The sequence below is a fragment of the Haloferax sulfurifontis ATCC BAA-897 genome (assembly GCF_000337835.1).
Taxonomy (GTDB): domain Archaea; phylum Halobacteriota; class Halobacteria; order Halobacteriales; family Haloferacaceae; genus Haloferax; species Haloferax denitrificans.
In genome coordinates this window covers 172826-189203 of sequence record NZ_AOLM01000003.1, presented here as the reverse complement: position 1 = coordinate 189203, position 16378 = coordinate 172826, and the positions used below count along the sequence as shown (strand labels likewise).

Below are 16378 nucleotides of genomic sequence, written 5' to 3'. Positions count from 1 at the left end.
CGGCACTCGGTTTTTCGCGGCGCAGTCACCGGACGGAGAGCGACGCGTCGCGCTCGTCAGTCGTCGCTCGCGCGCCGCGAGGCGCGTTCGAGCGCGATTCCGGCGTAGACGCCTCCCAACCAGACCCCGGCTAAGAGAACGATGCCCCGCACGCGCTCGCCGGGTTCGAAGCCTAGACCGTGAATCGCAAGAATCGGTAACAGAGCGCTCAAGACCCCGATTATCGTGTACCAGAAGTGGTCGTTCGGCCCGGACCACCGCCAGCGGTACGCGGGAAAGGCAACGAACCCGAAGCCAGCGATTGTGTACGTGAGAAGCAGGGTGACGCCGACCAAGGCGCTGCCGTGTCGGAAGCCGAAGGAGTAGCTGACCGCACTTCCGATTCCCAGTCCGACGAGCGCCGAAGTCCGCGTCCGCATAGTGACAGAATTGGTTGAAGGGCTGATAGTTCTTCGCAACTACCGGACGGCACCGGTTCCGCCGGAAAACAGCTTCAGACGTTCACGTCTTCGATTTCCTCGTTGACGACGAACCGCCCCTGCGGCGTCAGCGAGGTCGGAAGCTCGTCGTCGCCGATGAGTTCCTCCTCGTGGAGCTTCTCCAGTTCCGCGTCGAGGACCGCCTCTTCGACGCCGAGGAGTTCGCTGAAGTCGACCTCGGCGGCCATCTCGCCGGCGGAGTACAGCCCGACGAGGACTTCGAGGCCCTGTTCTGTGACCTCGACGTTGCGGACGCCCGACTTTATCCAGTGGTAGACGAGTCTGAGGTAGCGCCCGAGGATGTTCATCTTCCGCCGGGAGTCGAGCGTTATCTCGGAGGTGACCGTCTGGCCCTGCTTGACGTGCTGGACCGAAAGCACCAGTCGCTTTTCGCCGTCGACGGTCCGTTCGAGCACCTCGAAGAAGATGACGCTCGCGAGGTCGATGTGGAACGGCTCGCCGTTCTCGGTGAGCGGGCCGTCGTCGTCGGGGAACGTGACGGCCTCGTAGTCGAGATGCAGGCCCGAGGGGCGGCGCTCCGTGTCGAGGACGCGCCCGCCGATGCGGGCCGGGTGAGTGACCTGCGCGCGCGAGCCGTTGAGCGCCGCGCGGAACAGCAACAGCGAGAACTTCTCGATGGTCTCGCGGTCGCCGCCGATGACGGTCGTCCGGCGCTGGCGGCCGATGATGTAGCCCACCATCACCGTGTAGTCGAAGAACTCCTCGACCTCCGGAGGGACCTGCCCGACGGCGATGTCGAAGATGGAGGTGATGGGGATGACGGTCTTCGCCTTCGACGTGGCGAGGATGAGCCGCCGTTGGCTCATCAGGACGCGGCCCTTGACGGGTTCGAACGAGGCGTTGCCGCCGGCGACGAAGTTGGCGACGAAGTCGACGACGATGGACTCGCCGTCGCTGGTCCGTTTTTCCGTCTGCTTCTTCGAGCGCTCCCGCTCTTGTTCCTCGCGTTCGTCCGACGGTTCGGACTTCTTCCGACGGTACGCCTGCAGGAGGTCGCTTTTCGCCACGTCGCCCCCCTCGGGCGCGCGGGAACGAGCCTCCTGTGCGGTCTGTTCGCCTCCTGTGTCTGGCATCGTATCTCGGGTCTGTCTCTGTGGTCCGTCGTCAGTCATACACTAATCAGCGCTCCTGCGAGCGACGAGGTGGCGACCGCCATCAGCGAGCCCACCCAGACGAGCATCACGAAGTGGAGGTAGGCGTTCGCCTTGTGCCCGCCGTCGACCATCCGAATCATGAGCGACGACAGCAGGGCGTTAAACAGGATGATGAGCGTCAGCATGTACTCGATGAAGGGCACGTCGTAGACGCCTGCGTAGATGAGCGTCCCGAACTGGAGGCTGTCGAGGTTCATCTGCGTCGAAAACGACGCGAGAATCTCGACGACTTCCAGCCCGATGAAGAAGGCGAACGACGCGGAGGCCGTGATGCCGTAGAGGACGCCGATGAGGGTGACAGTCGACTGCTTTCGCTGTCGGCGGAGTTTGATAATCTCGTTCATGTTGCGGCTGATGAGTTCGCCGAGGAGCTTCGGCTTGCCACCCATCGACCGGCCGACGTTGTACATCTCGGAGAACTTCTGGACGAGGTAGGAGTTCGTCTCCGCGGTGAAAAAGAACCACGAACGGTCGGGGTCGAGCCGCATCCGAAGCCGGGTGTACAGCCGGGAGATTTCACGCGAGAGGACGCCGAAGTCCTTGGTCTTGAGCGTCTTCAGGACGGCCGTGGTCGTGCTCTGTTTCGCCGTCTCCGAGGCCCCGAGCGCGCGGATGAAGCCGGGGTACTCCTCGTCGCGCTCGCCGATGCGCTTTTCGTGGCGACGCGCGACGATGCCGGGAACCGCAAGCGGCGTCAGCGGCGTCGAGATGAGAAGCGGAATCGGGAGTTCAATCATGATTGGCCGGACCGTCGCGCCGACGGGGGTCAGGTCGAACGTGCCCAACGCGAGCACGAGCACCATCGTGATAGAGAGGCCGACCGCGCCGTACAGCGTGATGTCTATCTGCCGGTTCGCCTTCGTCCGGTACTCGGGCTGGTGGAACCAAAGCGGGTCGTACGGCGACATCGTCCGGATGACGAAGTAAAAGCCCAACTGCACGAAGACGAAAAGCACGATGACCGCGCCGATGGTCATCGTCGCGTCGGTCCCCGTCAGGATGGGGAGCACGATGGCGTTGATGATGGCGAACGTCATCGACAGAATCATCGAGAGGTAGAGGTCCTTCATGACCTCCAGGTTCCCCAGCGCGCTCTCGTAGACGGTGATGTACTTCTGAATCATCGCGTTCTGCTCGCCGAGGAGGAAGTCGTCGATGCTCTGGCCGGCGTTGATGGAGTACGCGAGCCTGTCGAGGAAGTCCGCGAGGGGCTTCGACGGCACCTCCCGCGCGCGCCGCTGACAGGCGTCGTCGAGCGACTGGTTCCACGCGTCGACCAGTTGGACGATGCGGTTCATCTCGGTCGCCAACTCGCCGTATTCCTCCTCGCGCGCGAGCGTTCGGAACACGGCGACGCGGTCGATGTTCGTCGTCGAGAGCACGGTCATGTGCGTGATGAGGAGATGGAGCTGGTTCTCCAGACTGCGGCGGGTCTGCTCGACGAGGAGCCGCGGGTAGAGGACGGCCCCGCCCAAGAGCAACACGCCGAGGAGGAACACGGGGATGCGGACGAGGAGGGGGAACGGAAGCGCGATAGCTCCGGCCAGGGAGAGGACGAAAAACACGATGGCGGGGCCGAGCACCGCGAGCAGGTAGCGCGAAAGCTCCATCGGCATCTGCTCGTACGACTCGATGATGTCGCTGATGAAGTCCCGGACCTGCACCGCCTGCATCGACGCGCTCTGTTCCCCTGCCATCTCGCTACACCCTCGCCATGTCGAACGGCAGTCCCTCGACGCCGTCGCGCTGGAAGTCCTCGATGAGTTCGTTCACCTCGTGGTAGCCGAGGACGTTCTCCTGAATCGCCCGGCGGACGAGTTCGGCGCGGAACTGGATGTCGTCGTATATCTTCCGCGTGTCGTCGTAGCCGAGGAGCGTCGCGACCTTCTGTTCCATGATGAAGGAGTTGTTCATCCCCTGGAAGACGATCTCGTCTTGGACGGGGTCCCAGTAGAACGCCTCGCGGGTGACGACGCCGCCCATCTCCTTCGAGTAGCCCTCGATTTCCTGCACGCTCGTCACCCGGCGGAGGATGTCGTTGCCCCTCCGGACGCGGTTTTGGAACAGCGCGATGTCGCAGTTGTCCATGAACGTCTCGGGGACGTTGATGGGGTCGCCGGTGAAGCGCTGAATCATCGAGACGATGTCGGAGGCGTGGAACGTGAGCATCACCGGGTGACCGGTCTGGGCCGCCTGGAACGCCATGCGTCCCTCCTCGCCACGGACCTCCCCGACGATGATGTAGTCGGGGCGAGAGCGGAGCGCGGCCGCGACGAGGTCGAACATGTCGACTTCGGAGTCGGAGCCGCGGCCCTCGCGGGTGAGCAGTTGTTGCCACGTGTCGTGCGGCGGGAGCACCTCGGCGGTGTCCTCCGCCGTGTATATCTTCGAGTCCTGCGGGATGAACGAGAGGATGGCGTTGAGCGTCGTCGTCTTGCCCGACGCCGTCTCCCCGACCACGAAGATGGTGCGTTCGTTCTCCAGCGCGATCCAGAGGTACGCGGCCAACTCGGGCGACAGCGTCCCCCACTTGGCGATCTGGAACACCGAAAGCGGCACGTCGTCGCCCTGACGGATGGTGAGCGACGACCCCTTCAGCGACACGTCGTCGGAGTAGATGATGTTGATACGCGAGCCGTCGGGGAGCGTGGAGTCGACGATGGGGTGGGCGTCGGAGACGGGGTCACCGATGCGTTCACCCATGTTGCGGAGCCAGTTGTCGAACTGCTCGGTGTTGTCGAACTCGACGCTCGTCTCCAACAGCCCGAAGGTCCCGTGGTCGACGTCGACCTGACTGGGACCGATGACGTGAATGTCCTCGTTCTCCGGGTCGCGCATGATGGGTTCGAGCGGGCCGAGGCCGACGATGTCGCGGACGAGTCGGTACTGAATCTTGTCGTAGGTCGTCTGCGAGACCTCGATGCCGGCCACGTCGAGGCGTTTCGCCACCGAGCCGAGCGGCCCGCGGTCGTCGCCCTCGATGTGGACGATTTCGGAGAGCAACTCCTCGATGCGCTCCTCGTAGTCGGCGCTCTCTTCGGGCGCCGGCTTCGAGACGCTCCGTTCGAGCAGTTTGTCCTTGACCCGAGCGAACACCTCGAGTTCGTCGTCGTCCATCTCGGGTTCGATGGTGTAGTACTTCGTCGTCTCGCCGAAGTTGCCGTATATCTGGCAGAACACGGGACCGCCCAGCGGGTAGATGATGTTCGGACGCCGGGACTCGTAGTCGCCCGGCTCGTCGACGAGCATCGGGAACTCCCCGGTGATCTGCCGGAACCGCTTGAGGTGGTCCCGGAGATGCGGCCACTGCATTGCGAGGCGCTTGAGGTCGTCCGACAGCCTGGCGGAGCCGTGTTCGGTCGCCATCTACGCCACGCTCCTCGACTCGATGACGAGTCCGATACCCGACCGGACCGAAAAGCCGACGCGGTCGCCGACCTGCTGGCCCATCCCCGCAAAGCGCTTCACGAAGATGTTCCGGCGAACGTCGTTTCCGACCTCCACCATCTCCAGTTCGAAGTAGACGTCGGCGATAGAGCGGAACGGACCGATGGAGCCCTCGTCGACCGACGACGGGTCGACGGTGATGATGATGGTCTTGCCCTTCGTCGTCAGCTCACGGAAAAACGAGATGATTTCGAGGGCGGCCTGCCGCTCGTCGTTCTGCCGGACCAGCGCCTCGAACTGCGGGTCGTTGCGCAGGATGGCGTCGAACGTGTCGATGATGATGACGTCGGCGTCCCAGAGCGTCTCGGCGTCCATCAGTCGCCGGAGGAGCTGTTTGCGCTCCTTCTGACTGCTCCCCCCGGAGAGCGCGCCGCTACTGTCGATTTCGGCCTGGAGGAACAGGATTCGCTCGTCGAGCAGATGCTTGACGATGTCGTACGAAAGCGAGTGCATCTGGTCGAGGAAGCCGCGGACGCCCAGCTCGGTCGAGACGAGCGTCACCACCGTTTCCTCGTCGCAGAAGCCGTAGCTGAACCGCTGCGACAGCACGCTTTTGCCGGCGCCGTAGTCCCCTTCGATGAGGACGATTGCACCCTTTGGGATGCCGCCGCCGAGTTCCTTTTCGAGACGGTCGTGCCCGGATAGCCCGAGAGAGAATTGACTGCTCATGATACGCGGAATTCGAACACCTCTTCGTCACCGTCGACGACGACGGTCATCCGGTAGTCGCCCGAGGTCAACGCGATGTCCGTCACCGTGAGTTCGATGACGTTGCTCGGCCGCCACTCGGTGCCGTCGACGACGTTCACCGTGACGTTGGTCTGATACTGTCCACCGACGATGATGTCGAAGCCGCCGCTGGTCGCCGGGAGCGTCCTGAGGCCGGTGTTCTTGACGTATATCGAGAGGTTGTCGCTCGCGCCGTCGTAGACGCCCGCCTCCGGGTCGCTTATGACTTCGATGTCGGTTCTGATCTCCGTGCTCACGTCGCCGCCGCGCTCGTCGACCGAATTGCTGATTCCGGTCACGGTGTCGATGAGGACACCCGAAACGCCGGCGGCGACGACGATGCTGGCGATGAACAGGATGAGGCTCGGAACGGAGATGTCGGCCATCTAGCTCACCACCTCCGTCGCGGCGACGCCGCTTCCGGTGACGACTTTCACCCGTGCGGGCGTGGGATCGGCGTCGACCACGAGGCTGAGATTCTCGCCGGCGTACCAGAGGTCGGTCGCGGCGTCGCCGTCGACGGTCGCGTTGGCCGGCGGCACGTCGACGTAGGCGTTGTCGACGAGCAGAGTTGTCTCGCTCACTGACAGCGTCTCCGAGCCGACGTTCGTCAGGTTCACCGTGAGGGTCGTGTTGTTCGCGTCGTAGGTCGCGTTCGTGACCGCGATGTCCGTGTTCGTCCGTTCGAGCGCCCGCTCCGCGTCGGCGTCCTGCGCTTCGAGCACGTTCTCCGACGCGTTGGACGTCGCTGTGTACAGCGACCCCGTGGCGACGAGGACGCCGAGGAAGATGATGGCGGTCGAGCCGCTAACACCGAATCCCATCGAATCTCCCCCCGTAGGCGACCAGCTCCTCGTACAGCTGTCCCCGCGGAACGTCCTCCGCGAGTCGGCAGACGTACGCGAGGCTCGTCTGGTGGTCGTCGATGCGGAGTTCGTGGTCGTCGGCGTCCTCGACCGACGGCGCTATCTGCCCGATGTGGGCGTTCAGCTCGCTCTCGACGGCGCGCGATATCCAGTCCTGCTCCCGATACTGGCGGAGCGCGCGCGACGCGCCGAGCGCGCCGCCGACGGAGACGAGGTGTTCGGCCCATTCGAGCACGAGCACCTCGGAGACGTAGTTCGACGGGAGTCCCGTCAGGTAGGCGTCCGACGCTTCGACCGACGCGGACGGCTCGGGTTCGGCGGCCGCCTCGTCGTCGCCCGAGGGCTCGTCGTTGGCCGCCGCGGTGGCGTACTCGGCCTCCAGTTCGTCGAGCGTCTTGCGGACGTCGCCGTCGGCGTCTTCGACCTCGGCTTCGGGGTCGAGCGGTTCGTCGTCGAAGGCGTCATCGAGGTCGTCGACCGCTTCGACGTCCGCTTCCTCGTCGTCGTCGGTCTCGGCCTCGACCGGGTCGACGTCGTCGAGCGCCTCGTCTTCGCTCTCGTCTTCGAGGTCGGCCGATTCGTCGTCGAGGTCCGTCTCAGCGTCGAGGTCGTCGTCGAGGTCGGTCCCCGCGTCATCCGCCTCCGCGTCGTCCTCGTCGTCCCAGCCGCCGCCCTCCTCGTACTGTTCTTTGAGGTCGTCGAAGCTCGCGCCGCCCGCGCCGCCCGAGTCGTCAGCCTCGTCGGTCTCGTCGGCCTCGTCGTCGCCGTCGTCGAGGGCGTCAGCGGGGCTTTCGCGCTCCGCTTCCACGAGTTCGTCCTCGGCGGCGAGCTCCGCTTCTTTCGCGCCCTCCTCGGCGTCGAGCTCGCCGAAGTCGTCGTCGAAGAACGACTCGGCGTCGGCGTTCGCCACCTCGGGGTCGAGATGCTCTTCGTCCTCGGCTTCCGCCTCGAAGAGCCCGAACGCGCCGCCGCCGTCGAGGCCGCCCATCTCGCGGGCGTCGTCGACGAACGGGTTGATGCCGCGGGTGACCATCTCGTAGATGTCGAGTAGTTTGCGAATCGTGTCGTCGAGCTCTTCGACGGTCTCTCCGATCTGTTTGTTCTCTTCGCGGACGGTGTTCATCCCCGACGAGATGGCGCTTACTTCGTTCTCGAGTTCGCCGATGCGATCTTCGAGCTCTGCGAGTTCCTCGCTGTTGTCGTCGCCGAATCCGCCGAAATCGTCGTCGTCGAATCCGTCGTCGAGGTCGTCGCCGAAGTCACCAAACTCGTCCGAGAGGTCGTCGATCCCCTCCTCGAATCCAAGTCCATCGTCTGATGACATGTGTTGTCCTTCCGTCGTTTCGTCCCCGGCGTCGGCCGCGTCTTCGTCGTTCTGCCACTCCATCATGCTCGCAGCGAGCACCTCCCCACCGTCTGCGGGGGTGCTCGTTGGAGCGACGGCCTGTCACCCGGCCGAGCGGCGGACCGGCCGGGGCGGTCCGACGGACTCGGGGGAGCAGGTAACATTGATGCAAAGGTACGTAAGTCGGTACAAGAAAGTTCCCGTCCCGTTATCAGTCCCGATATTCGAACGGCTCTGGGTTTCTCTCCCACGAACGTGTAATAAAAGTCAGACGACGCCGTAGCGGCGGTAAGAAGAATTATCCGGCGTCGGCACGGACGTTCGTCCGACAGTCAACACACGGTTTAACACAATCATGACAGAACTAGTCAAGACCGGTGTCGAAGGGCTCGATTCCATCCTGAACGGCGGTATCGTCAAGAACGCCGCGGTACTCATAAGCGGCAATCCCGGGACGGGGAAGAGTATCCTCGGACTCCAGTATCTCTACAACGGCGTCGACCAGTTCGACGAAGGCGGCCTGTATCTCACCTTCGAAGAGACGGAAGACGACATCCGCGAGGCGGCCGAGTCCATCGGGTTCGACCGCTGGCACGAGTACGTCGAGTCCGGCGAGATCAAGGTCTACGACAAGCGAACGCTCCTCCGCGACGGTGACTTTTCGACGACGCTCGACCGCATCCTCGGCGATCTTCAGGACACCAACTACGACCGGCTCGTCCTCGACTCGCTGACGATGTTCCAGCTGTTTTTCGACGACGAGAAAGAACAGCGCCAGTACCTCCTGAAGTTCATCGACATCCTGAAGGACAGCGGTCTCACCTCGCTTCTGACCACCGAGCAGTCGGCCATCTTCCCCGAGACCGACATCGGCCTCGAAAACTTCCTGACCGACGGGAACATCTACCTCATCCAGAGTCCCGCGGGCGCGACGAGCAACCGCTACATCTGGGTGGCGAAGATGCGCAAGCAGAGCATCAAGAACTCGATGTTCCCGCTAGAAATCGCACAGGGCGGCATCAAGATATACGAGCAGGCGGCCGGGTTCTCGATGGTCGGCGAATCCCCGCCGTGGTTCGGCGAAGAGACCGAGTAACGGGTCGGCCTCGAAGACCGGCGTGGCTCCATCCCGGCGGCTCTTTTTCTGTCTTCGCCGTCAGACCGTTCCGGCTCCCCCGCACACGGGAACGCGCCGCACTCGTCGACATCGTTCGTGTTCGTCTCGCCGGTTACCGTCTCCTTTCAGTTCGTCTCTTCTCATCCCCGCAACTCACCTACGGCGGTTACCTGTCGAGTGAGCGCGGCCTCCGATAGCGTCACTCCGACCGAGTTGCGCCGTAAGCCGTGTACTCCGAACAAACGACAGCGCCGCCGCTCGGGAGTCGGCGTCGGTAAAATAGAAGGAAAGCCGCGGAACCGGGTTACAGTTCGACGGGTTCGCCCTGCGTCTTGCCGGCGAGCTGCTGGGGCATCGTCAGGATGACCTGCGTCGTACCACCCGTGCGGGAGGTGATTTCGAGGGTGACCTGCTCACCCGTTTCGAGGCCAGTTCCCTCGATTGCATCCGTGTTGATTTCGACCTCGTAGCGGTCGTTCATGCTGTTAAGCACGCCGAAGGAATCATCATTATCAGTCACCCTCGAGAGGTTGAACTCCGTAGCAGTCGCCGTTGCAGACGTACTGTTCGTAAGGGTGACCACGTTATCGCCACTGAGGTATTTAATCGACGTTTCGTTCATGTCCACCGCGTCCGAACCAGCTGCGAGACGGACAGTAAGTGTCATGTTGTCGATGTGGTCTCCATCGCCGACCGTGCCGTGCGTGTTGAGGACTTCGACGCGGTTGGTGACCTTGTTCACGGACTGCTCTCCGGCGTCTTCGGCGGTCGCCTGCAGGAAGCCGGCCGTGTTCACGAGGACGCCCGCCGCGATTGCGGCGACCAGAACCATCGCGATGAAGACGATGAGCGTGCCAATACCGACCTGACCGCGGTCGTCGTCAGTAATGTTGTCGAACATGTGAGTCACCTAGAGTGCGATGGGGTCGTTGTTGTCCTTGCCGGCGAGCTGCTGGGGCATCGTCAGGATGACCTGCGTCGTGCCACCGTTGCGGCTAGTGATGTCGAGCTTGACGGTCTGACCCGTGGCCGTCCCGTTGGCTGTGGAGCCTTCGACCGTGGAGGTGTTGATGACGATCTCCGCGCGGTCGGACTGTTCGTTCAGGACTTCGAAGGAGCCGTCGCCGTCTTCGAGAACGCCCGCGGTGAAGTTATTCCCAGTCGTCAGGTTGACCGGGTCCGCTTGGTCGTTAGCGTCATTAGTGTCGTTGTACGTGAGGGTCCGTGCGGTCGTCTCACTCAGGTACTTGACCGTCGTGTCTTCGAGAGAGACACTCCCGGAGCCGGCCGCGAGGCGAACCGTCAGGAAAACCTGGTCGACGGTGCGTTCCTCACCGGTCTGATTGACCAAGCCGTGGGCGTTGACGACGTCGACGCGGTTGGTGACCTTGTTCACAGATTGCTGTCCGGCGTCCTCGGCGGTGGCTTGCAGGAAGCCAGCCGTGTTCACGAGGACGCCCGCCGCGATTGCGGCGACCAGAACCATCGCGATGAAGACGATGAGGGTCCCGATACCGACCTGACCCCGGTCTTCGTTGATGTTTTCGAACATAGGTTTCGTGGGTTTGGTCCCACACTCTGTGGAGAGCGGGGAACCGTCACTCGTCAACTTGGAGAGGTCCTACATAACGCTACGGCCCTCAATATCAAGACTGATATCGGTGGGTGGGTGCGTCGATAAATAAGGTTCTTCGCACGCTCACGCGGGAAGCTGAATCGGCGCTCGTCTCAGAAAACGTAGGGGAAAAGACCGGAGCCGGAGCAGGTTCAGTCCTGCGTAATCTTCCGCCACACGTCGTCGAGTTTGTTCTTCACCTCCGGGCGCTCAGTCACACTGACGGTGTAATCGTCGCCCTCGAAGCGGACGACGATCTCGTCGACTTCGCGGCGATAGACGTTCGTCCGTCGGTGTTCGTCGGAGAGAACCCGGTCGTGTAGTTCGAGGAGGCCCGCGGCCGTCAGTTCCTCGATCCGGCGATAACAGGTGGCGATGGGGATATCCAACATCTCGCTGAACTCCTGTGCCGAGTGAGGCTCGTCCGCGGCACGGAGGATATCCGGGTTGTATTCGTTCCCCAGCGCTGAGAGGGTCCTGTCAGACTCCATAGATAGAGATTCATCAGGACGCGCCGCTTGTCAATGTGTTGGTTGTCTATCTGCCACGTTCTCAGTCGTAGTAGTGAGGTCGCCACGCGCGGTGACGATGGGATTATATGCCACGGCACCGAGCATCCGCCGATGGACGACGAGGACGAACGTCCCCCCGCTCACCCAGAGGAGCAGGGGGTCGTCGGGACGGACGAACTCGATATCAGCCGCGACGAGCACGTCGCGGCGCTCGACACGGGTCGGTACGTCATCTCGACGGGGGAAAACAGGCCGCCAACACCGGTCGACGACGAGGCCGGTGGCGAGAGTGGACCCTCCGACTCCAACTCCGACTCCGATTCCGACGGGGCCACCCGCCCCGGTACGGAGGCGGCCGGTGAAGACGACGAGAGAGACACGAGCACCAGCGCACCCGAGCTCGTCCTCCCGAAAGACCCGAAAAAACGGGCCGTGCTCGCCCGCCGCCTGCTCGCGGAGCGCGTCGGGGCGGTCCGCGCGGACCACGCGCTCGTCACGACCGCGCTCGTCGACGGCGAGGTCGCCCGACACGAGACCGTCTCCGACGACGTGACCGACGTCGTCCACTCGTTTCTCACGTGGTACGCCGAGGCCGTCGGTAGCGCCGACACGCCGCCCGACGAGGTGCTCGGTATCCTGCTTTTAGCCTCGGAGGTTCAGGTCACCTACCCCAGTCGGGCCGTCGAGGCGCTCGCGGCCGCGAACGGACTCGGCCGCGACGACAGCATCGGCGACCTTCTCGACGCCGTCGAAGAGACGGGGGCTTCGTTCCCACCACGTCAACGCTGACGAGGGTGACACGCTCTGCGAGCGCTCTCCGAGAATCGGCGTCGACACGGCGTGACGTGGGCGATTGACGCTTCATATCCCGTATCAGCCTTGATAATGGGGAGGAAGGGTTTATGGTGTGATTTTCGGAAATCTGGAGGTATGGCAAGCAAGGTACTGGTCGTAGACGACTCCGCGTTCATGCGGAATCTCCTCAAACAGCTCCTCGAGGGTGAACACGAAGTCGTCGGCGAAGCCGAAAACGGGGTCGAAGCGGTGGAACTCTACCGCGAACTCGAACCCGATGTCGTCACGATGGACGTCGTGATGCCGATTCGCAACGGCATCGAAGCGACGTCCGAGATCAAGTCGCTCGACGCCGGCGCATCGGTCATCATGTGCACGTCGGTCGGACAGGAAGAGAAGATGCGCGAAGCGGTCGAGGCGGGGGCCGACGGCTACATCACGAAACCGTTCCAGAAGCCGAACGTGCTCCAGGCCATCGCCGACGTGATTCAGGCAGAGGCATGAATCTCGACGTCCGGTCGCTACGCACGTTCAGTCGGCTCGCTCACTCGGGCGCGGAGAAAGCCGCGGGTTCGCTGACCACGCTCGCGGGCATCGACACGTACGTCAACGTCACCAAGGTCGAGCTCGGGACGAAGTCGGACGTGGAAAACGAGTTCGCCGAACGCGACCTCGTGAGCGTCCACATCGGCTTTTCGGGTGGCTTGGACGGCCACACCGTGTTGGCGTTCTCGCCCGAGTCCGCAGAGCGGTTGGTCGACGCGTTGATGCCGGGCATCGACGCCACCGACGCCGAGGGCGAACTCGCCGAGAGTAGCCTCAAGGAGGTCGCGAACATCATGCTCGGCGGTTTCATCGACGGCTGGGCCGACTACCTCGACACCACCGTCGACATCACGACGCCGACCTACGTCGACGACGAGAACGACGGGCCGCTCGACCACATCGAGGCCGAGGGGTTCGAAAACGGCGGCGACGACGAGCACGTCCTCGTCTTCCGCAACCAGCTGGAGGCCGCGGACAACGCCATCGAGTTCGACCTGTACATGGTGCCGACCGCCTCGTCTATCGGGACCATCGTCGAGGCGAGCGGCGACGACGGCGCGCTCCCGGTCGAGTCGTTCGCCGCCTTCTCCGAGATGATAAACGACGGCGCGAATCAGGCCTCGGAGGACATCACGGCGATGACGGGCATCGACACGACCGTCGAGGTGAGTCGGCTGAGCTTCGTCCCCATCGAGGGAGTGCCGATGTCGTTGACAGATGCGGTCCGTCGCGGCGTCGTCTTGGAGTTCAGCGGAACGCCGAGCGGCTACATCGCCATCCTCTTCGACGAGCCGTCGGCCGAGAACATCGCCAGCAGTCTCCTGCCGGGCATGGAGGGCGACGAGGCGATGCGCCAGAGCGCGATTCAGGAGATCGGAAACATCACGACTTCCGGCTTCCTCGACGGTTGGGCCAACGCGCTCGAAACGACTATCGACATCTCGCCGCCAAAGCACGTCCACGACATCGGGTCGGCCATCATCGACCCGCTCGCGACGGACCTCGCGCAGTCTCAAGAGTACGCGTTCCTCATCGACTCGACCATCCGAACGGACGACGACGAGTTCACCTGCGACATCTACGCGCTCCCCGACGAGACGGAACTGCGCAAGGCGCTCAAGCAACTCTCACCCGCCGCGTGAACCCCCCGTAGAGGTATCTCAATGCAAGTTTACACAACGGACACGCCCGCGGCCCGCTCCGGTCGGATCAAGGTCGGAATCGCCGATTTCGCCGTCTCCAGCGACGAGAGCACGCTGACGACGAGCGGTCTCGGCTCCTGTATCGGCGTCGCGCTGTACGACCCCGAGACGGGCATCTCGGGTCTCGCACACGCTATGCTCCCGAACGGGGACGACGACAGCGAGCCGGCGAAGTTCGTCGACACCAGCGTCGAACTCCTGCTAGAAGAGATGCGGGCGGTCGGCGCGGACACCGACCGAATCGTCGCCAAAATCGCCGGGGGAAGCACCATGTTCGACTTCACCTCGGCCGACGGCGACGGCAGTATCGGCGACCGAAACGTCGCGGCGACGCGAACGGCGCTCGCCGGGTTCGGTATCGACGTCGTCGCCGAGGACGTCGGCGGCTCCCACGGCCGCTCGTTGGAGCTCGAAAGCGAGACCGGCGACCTCCGCGTGCGGAGCGCGAAAAGCGGCACCCACGTGCTCTGAGCGGGTTTCTCTCTTCTCGACGCGGTTGTGTCGAAACCGTACCCCGCAGGTCGCGTCGAAACCGCGCCTCGCATCCGCGTAGGTGACCGGAGATATTGAGGTGGGCGAGGACGACGGGTTTCGACCTCCGAGACAGTGCGGTATCACTGTTGATAATGGCTCGAATAGATTTATGTCGCCTCCTTCGAATGCTTTCACCGAAACGGTACGACAACGCGTGTGACACACCGGACAGCGCCCTGCGCTCTCCGCCGCCCGGAGTCAGGGGGACTCGGGGGTCGTGCCGTCTTGAACGAGGTGACCTATGTACTTGGACCCGGACGAATACGACCCAGACGAACTCCGACGTATCGCGCGTGACGCTCCACGGCCCAGACGGAACGGCGACGGCCGATTCGACGATAGATTCGACGATAGCCGGTACGACGACGGTCGGTTCGACGACCGGGGACCGTTCCGGTTCGACAACCCGCTTTTCGACCGGAGCCGACAGGAGGCGTCCGAGGCGCTCCGGTCGAGCCAGCTCGAACACCTGCTGGTCCACCAGTCCCGCGGGGAGGAAGACGGCGTCGAAAAGCCGTATCTCCGCTCGCTACCGGACAAGTACGGCGCGGAGCGCGTCGTCTTCGACTGGCTGGAGTTCCTCGTCCTCAAAGGCGGGTTCAAGCGGGCGATGGACGCCCTCCGGTACTACCAGACGGTCGACTGGGTCACGCCAGGCGTCGAGGAGACGCTCCGTGACTACCTCCTCGGCTTCTCCGCCGACGTCGACGAACCGACCGACCTCGACGTCGACGACCACCTGCTGAGCCTGGTCTACGTCGCCCGTCTCTCCTCGATGGTGTGACGCCGACCGCCGGGTCTCGAACACGGTCTCTCCTTGCGACAACCGAGTGAATTCCATGACTGCGCGAACCACCCCGCCGAGTCCGAATCGAGTTGATACCGTATGACGAACGACGCGGCCGCGGCCAACCGCGCCGGCGCGACGCGCGAGTCCGCCGAGCGCGACGTGCCGAGGGCCATCGGCGTCAAGTTCGGGAGTTGCCGGACGGCGCTCGTCTTCGACGACTGCGACGCGGAGACGACGGTTTGCCTCCCCTCGTGTCTGGCCGATGACGACGACGGCGACGGCGCGCTCGTCGGCGACGGGAGCGGCCCCAACGGCGAAAGAGCGGCCGGGCGGTCTCCCGAACGAGGCGAGTTCATGCTCCGGTCGGGCGTGCCCGCGACCGCCCGCGACGCCGAGCGGTTCGAGCGGTTCGTCCGCGAACTCTGCGAGCGACACGACCTCCCCGCGGAGAGCGCCGTCGTGTACGCGATGCCGACTGTCGACGACCGAGTCGGCCTCGCGAACTTCGGGACCGCGGTCGGCGAGTGCGGTCTCGGTGCGGCGCTCACGCGCGGGGTCCCCGAATCGCTGTGCGCGTCGATTCCGCCGCTCGGCGACGGTATCGAGGCGGTCGACGAGGTCTTCGTCGCCGTCAACCTCGGTGCGAGGAACCTCGAAGCGTGCGCGTACCGACACGGAACGCGGCTACTCCCGTTCGTCTCCGCAGAGGTGTCCGGCGACCGCGTCGACCGGCGCATCGCCGAGGCGGTCGAAGCCGAGACCGACGGGCGAGTGACTATCGACCCCGCAACCGCCCGCGAGTACAAGGAAATTCACGCCGACTTCGGCGGGTTCGAACCCTTCACCGACGCGGTCGAACAGGGGAGCGAAGGCGTCCACGAGTTCACCGTCGAACGGGGTGTGATGGAACCGCTGGACGACTACCTCGACGACGCGGTCGCCGAGCTCGGCGACTTCTTCTCGCGGTTGGCGAACTCGCACATGAAGACCTATCAGCTCGCTCGCGCCCGCCCGCTCGTCGTCTCCGGCGGGATGGCGTGCATCCCCGGGCTGGTCGGAGAGCTCGAATCTCGTCTCGCCGCGGAACTCGACCGCCCCGTCGACGTGGTCGCTCCCGACGACCCGACGACCGCCGCGGCCGAGGGCGCACACAGACTCGCGGTGCGACTCCGGGACGCGGCCTGAACGCTCGGTGCTCTGGGCGTCTCGTTCTCTCGGCCTCGGTT

General features: G+C 64.0%; 18 protein-coding genes. 7 read left to right on the top strand and 11 right to left on the bottom strand.

The annotated features are described in order from the left end of the window. Positions 1-56 precede the first annotated feature (56 nt). The 8 genes from C441_RS01850 to C441_RS01815 form a co-directional block, all read right to left on the bottom strand. Positions 57-419 carry a hypothetical protein gene (locus C441_RS01850; RefSeq protein ID WP_007273520.1) on the bottom strand — a complete coding sequence of 121 codons (363 nt, stop codon included), beginning with the start codon at positions 417-419 and terminating at the stop codon, positions 57-59. Between the two features lie 74 nt (positions 420-493). Then, a complete protein-coding gene (locus C441_RS01845) occupies positions 494-1507 on the bottom strand; it encodes a CheF family chemotaxis protein (protein ID WP_007273519.1) in 1014 nt (337 codons plus the stop codon). 101 nt (positions 1508-1608) lie between these two features. Then, the gene (gene flaJ, locus C441_RS01840) at positions 1609-3351 is read right to left on the bottom strand and encodes an archaellar assembly protein FlaJ (protein WP_007273518.1); all 1743 of its coding nucleotides are present in this window, start codon (positions 3349-3351) and stop codon (positions 1609-1611) included. 4 nt (positions 3352-3355) lie between these two features. Further along, on the bottom strand, positions 3356-5020 hold the full coding sequence (locus tag C441_RS01835; protein WP_007273517.1) for a type II/IV secretion system ATPase subunit: 1665 nt from the start codon (positions 5018-5020) through the stop codon (positions 3356-3358). Then, complete coding sequence (locus C441_RS01830) at positions 5021-5770, bottom strand: ATPase domain-containing protein (protein WP_004970800.1); 750 nt, start codon at positions 5768-5770, stop codon at positions 5021-5023. It abuts the gene before it with no gap. Continuing rightward, a complete protein-coding gene (locus C441_RS01825; RefSeq protein ID WP_007273516.1) occupies positions 5767-6216 on the bottom strand; it encodes a CARDB domain-containing protein in 450 nt (149 codons plus the stop codon). Before C441_RS01825 ends, C441_RS01830 begins: the two co-directional genes overlap by 4 nt. Then, positions 6217-6654, bottom strand: coding sequence for a fla cluster protein FlaF (locus tag C441_RS01820; protein WP_007273515.1), 438 nt, complete (start codon positions 6652-6654; stop codon positions 6217-6219). Beyond that, on the bottom strand, positions 6638-8101 hold the full coding sequence (locus C441_RS01815) for a flagella accessory protein C (protein ID WP_007273514.1): 1464 nt from the start codon (positions 8099-8101) through the stop codon (positions 6638-6640). The genes C441_RS01820 and C441_RS01815 overlap by 17 nt, the downstream gene beginning before the upstream one ends. A gap of 295 nt (positions 8102-8396) precedes the next feature. On the opposite strand from C441_RS01815, the gene C441_RS01810 reads away from it, so the two are divergent. Beyond that, complete coding sequence (locus C441_RS01810; protein WP_004063737.1) at positions 8397-9137, top strand: RAD55 family ATPase; 741 nt, start codon at positions 8397-8399, stop codon at positions 9135-9137. Between the two features lie 325 nt (positions 9138-9462). Here C441_RS01810 and C441_RS01805 read toward each other — a convergent pair whose 3' ends face one another. The 3 genes from C441_RS01805 to C441_RS01795 all read right to left on the bottom strand — a co-directional run bounded on the left by C441_RS01805 (position 9463) and on the right by C441_RS01795 (position 11264). Further along, positions 9463-10059: an archaellin/type IV pilin N-terminal domain-containing protein gene (locus C441_RS01805; RefSeq protein ID WP_049920363.1), complete on the bottom strand. Its 597-nt coding sequence runs from the start codon at positions 10057-10059 to the stop codon at positions 9463-9465. Positions 10060-10068: 9 nt separating this feature from the next. Next, positions 10069-10710, bottom strand: a complete 642-nt coding sequence (gene flgA1, locus C441_RS01800; protein WP_007273512.1) for a flagellin A1 — start codon at positions 10708-10710, stop codon at positions 10069-10071. 215 nt (positions 10711-10925) lie between these two features. Further along, a complete protein-coding gene (locus C441_RS01795; protein ID WP_004043733.1) occupies positions 10926-11264 on the bottom strand; it encodes an ArsR/SmtB family transcription factor in 339 nt (112 codons plus the stop codon). A gap of 132 nt (positions 11265-11396) precedes the next feature. Between C441_RS01795 and C441_RS01790 the strand changes: the two genes are divergently transcribed. The 6 genes from C441_RS01790 (at position 11397) to C441_RS01765 (ending at position 16337) form a co-directional block, all read left to right on the top strand. Continuing rightward, positions 11397-12074, top strand: coding sequence for a DUF7500 family protein (locus C441_RS01790; RefSeq protein WP_007273511.1), 678 nt, complete (start codon positions 11397-11399; stop codon positions 12072-12074). A gap of 141 nt (positions 12075-12215) precedes the next feature. Further along, on the top strand, positions 12216-12584 hold the full coding sequence (gene cheY / locus C441_RS01785) for a chemotaxis protein CheY (RefSeq protein ID WP_004043735.1): 369 nt from the start codon (positions 12216-12218) through the stop codon (positions 12582-12584). Beyond that, positions 12581-13768 (top strand): chemotaxis protein CheC, encoded by a 1188-nt coding sequence (locus C441_RS01780; RefSeq protein WP_007273510.1) that lies wholly within the window; start codon positions 12581-12583, stop codon positions 13766-13768. The genes cheY and C441_RS01780 overlap by 4 nt, the downstream gene beginning before the upstream one ends. 21 nt (positions 13769-13789) lie before the next feature. After that, a complete protein-coding gene (locus tag C441_RS01775) occupies positions 13790-14299 on the top strand; it encodes a chemotaxis protein CheD (RefSeq protein WP_007273509.1) in 510 nt (169 codons plus the stop codon). Positions 14300-14603: 304 nt separating this feature from the next. Next, positions 14604-15146, top strand: coding sequence for a FlaD/FlaE family flagellar protein (locus C441_RS01770; protein ID WP_007273508.1), 543 nt, complete (start codon positions 14604-14606; stop codon positions 15144-15146). 102 nt (positions 15147-15248) lie between these two features. Beyond that, positions 15249-16337: a hypothetical protein gene (locus C441_RS01765; RefSeq protein ID WP_007273507.1), complete on the top strand. Its 1089-nt coding sequence runs from the start codon at positions 15249-15251 to the stop codon at positions 16335-16337. Positions 16338-16378: the final 41 nt, after the last annotated feature.

Excerpts from the sequence above, each read along its gene's own strand:
- C441_RS01850 (WP_007273520.1), bottom strand. The coding sequence starts at position 419 with ATGCGGACGCGGACTTCGGCGCTCGTCGGACTGGGAATCGGAAGTGCG.
- flaJ (WP_007273518.1), bottom strand. The coding sequence starts at position 3,351 with ATGGCAGGGGAACAGAGCGCGTCGATGCAGGCGGTGCAGGTCCGGGAC.
- C441_RS01835 (WP_007273517.1), bottom strand. The coding sequence starts at position 5,020 with ATGGCGACCGAACACGGCTCCGCCAGGCTGTCGGACGACCTCAAGCGC.
- C441_RS01830 (WP_004970800.1), bottom strand. The coding sequence starts at position 5,770 with ATGAGCAGTCAATTCTCTCTCGGGCTATCCGGGCACGACCGTCTCGAA.
- C441_RS01825 (WP_007273516.1), bottom strand. The coding sequence starts at position 6,216 with ATGGCCGACATCTCCGTTCCGAGCCTCATCCTGTTCATCGCCAGCATC.
- C441_RS01820 (WP_007273515.1), bottom strand. The coding sequence starts at position 6,654 with ATGGGATTCGGTGTTAGCGGCTCGACCGCCATCATCTTCCTCGGCGTC.
- C441_RS01810 (WP_004063737.1), top strand. The coding sequence starts at position 8,397 with ATGACAGAACTAGTCAAGACCGGTGTCGAAGGGCTCGATTCCATCCTG.
- C441_RS01805 (WP_049920363.1), bottom strand. The coding sequence starts at position 10,059 with ATGTTCGACAACATTACTGACGACGACCGCGGTCAGGTCGGTATTGGC.
- flgA1 (WP_007273512.1), bottom strand. The coding sequence starts at position 10,710 with ATGTTCGAAAACATCAACGAAGACCGGGGTCAGGTCGGTATCGGGACC.
- C441_RS01795 (WP_004043733.1), bottom strand. The coding sequence starts at position 11,264 with ATGGAGTCTGACAGGACCCTCTCAGCGCTGGGGAACGAATACAACCCG.
- C441_RS01790 (WP_007273511.1), top strand. The coding sequence starts at position 11,397 with ATGGACGACGAGGACGAACGTCCCCCCGCTCACCCAGAGGAGCAGGGG.
- cheY (WP_004043735.1), top strand. The coding sequence starts at position 12,216 with ATGGCAAGCAAGGTACTGGTCGTAGACGACTCCGCGTTCATGCGGAAT.
- C441_RS01780 (WP_007273510.1), top strand. The coding sequence starts at position 12,581 with ATGAATCTCGACGTCCGGTCGCTACGCACGTTCAGTCGGCTCGCTCAC.
- C441_RS01775 (WP_007273509.1), top strand. The coding sequence starts at position 13,790 with ATGCAAGTTTACACAACGGACACGCCCGCGGCCCGCTCCGGTCGGATC.
- C441_RS01770 (WP_007273508.1), top strand. The coding sequence starts at position 14,604 with ATGTACTTGGACCCGGACGAATACGACCCAGACGAACTCCGACGTATC.
- C441_RS01765 (WP_007273507.1), top strand. The coding sequence starts at position 15,249 with ATGACGAACGACGCGGCCGCGGCCAACCGCGCCGGCGCGACGCGCGAG.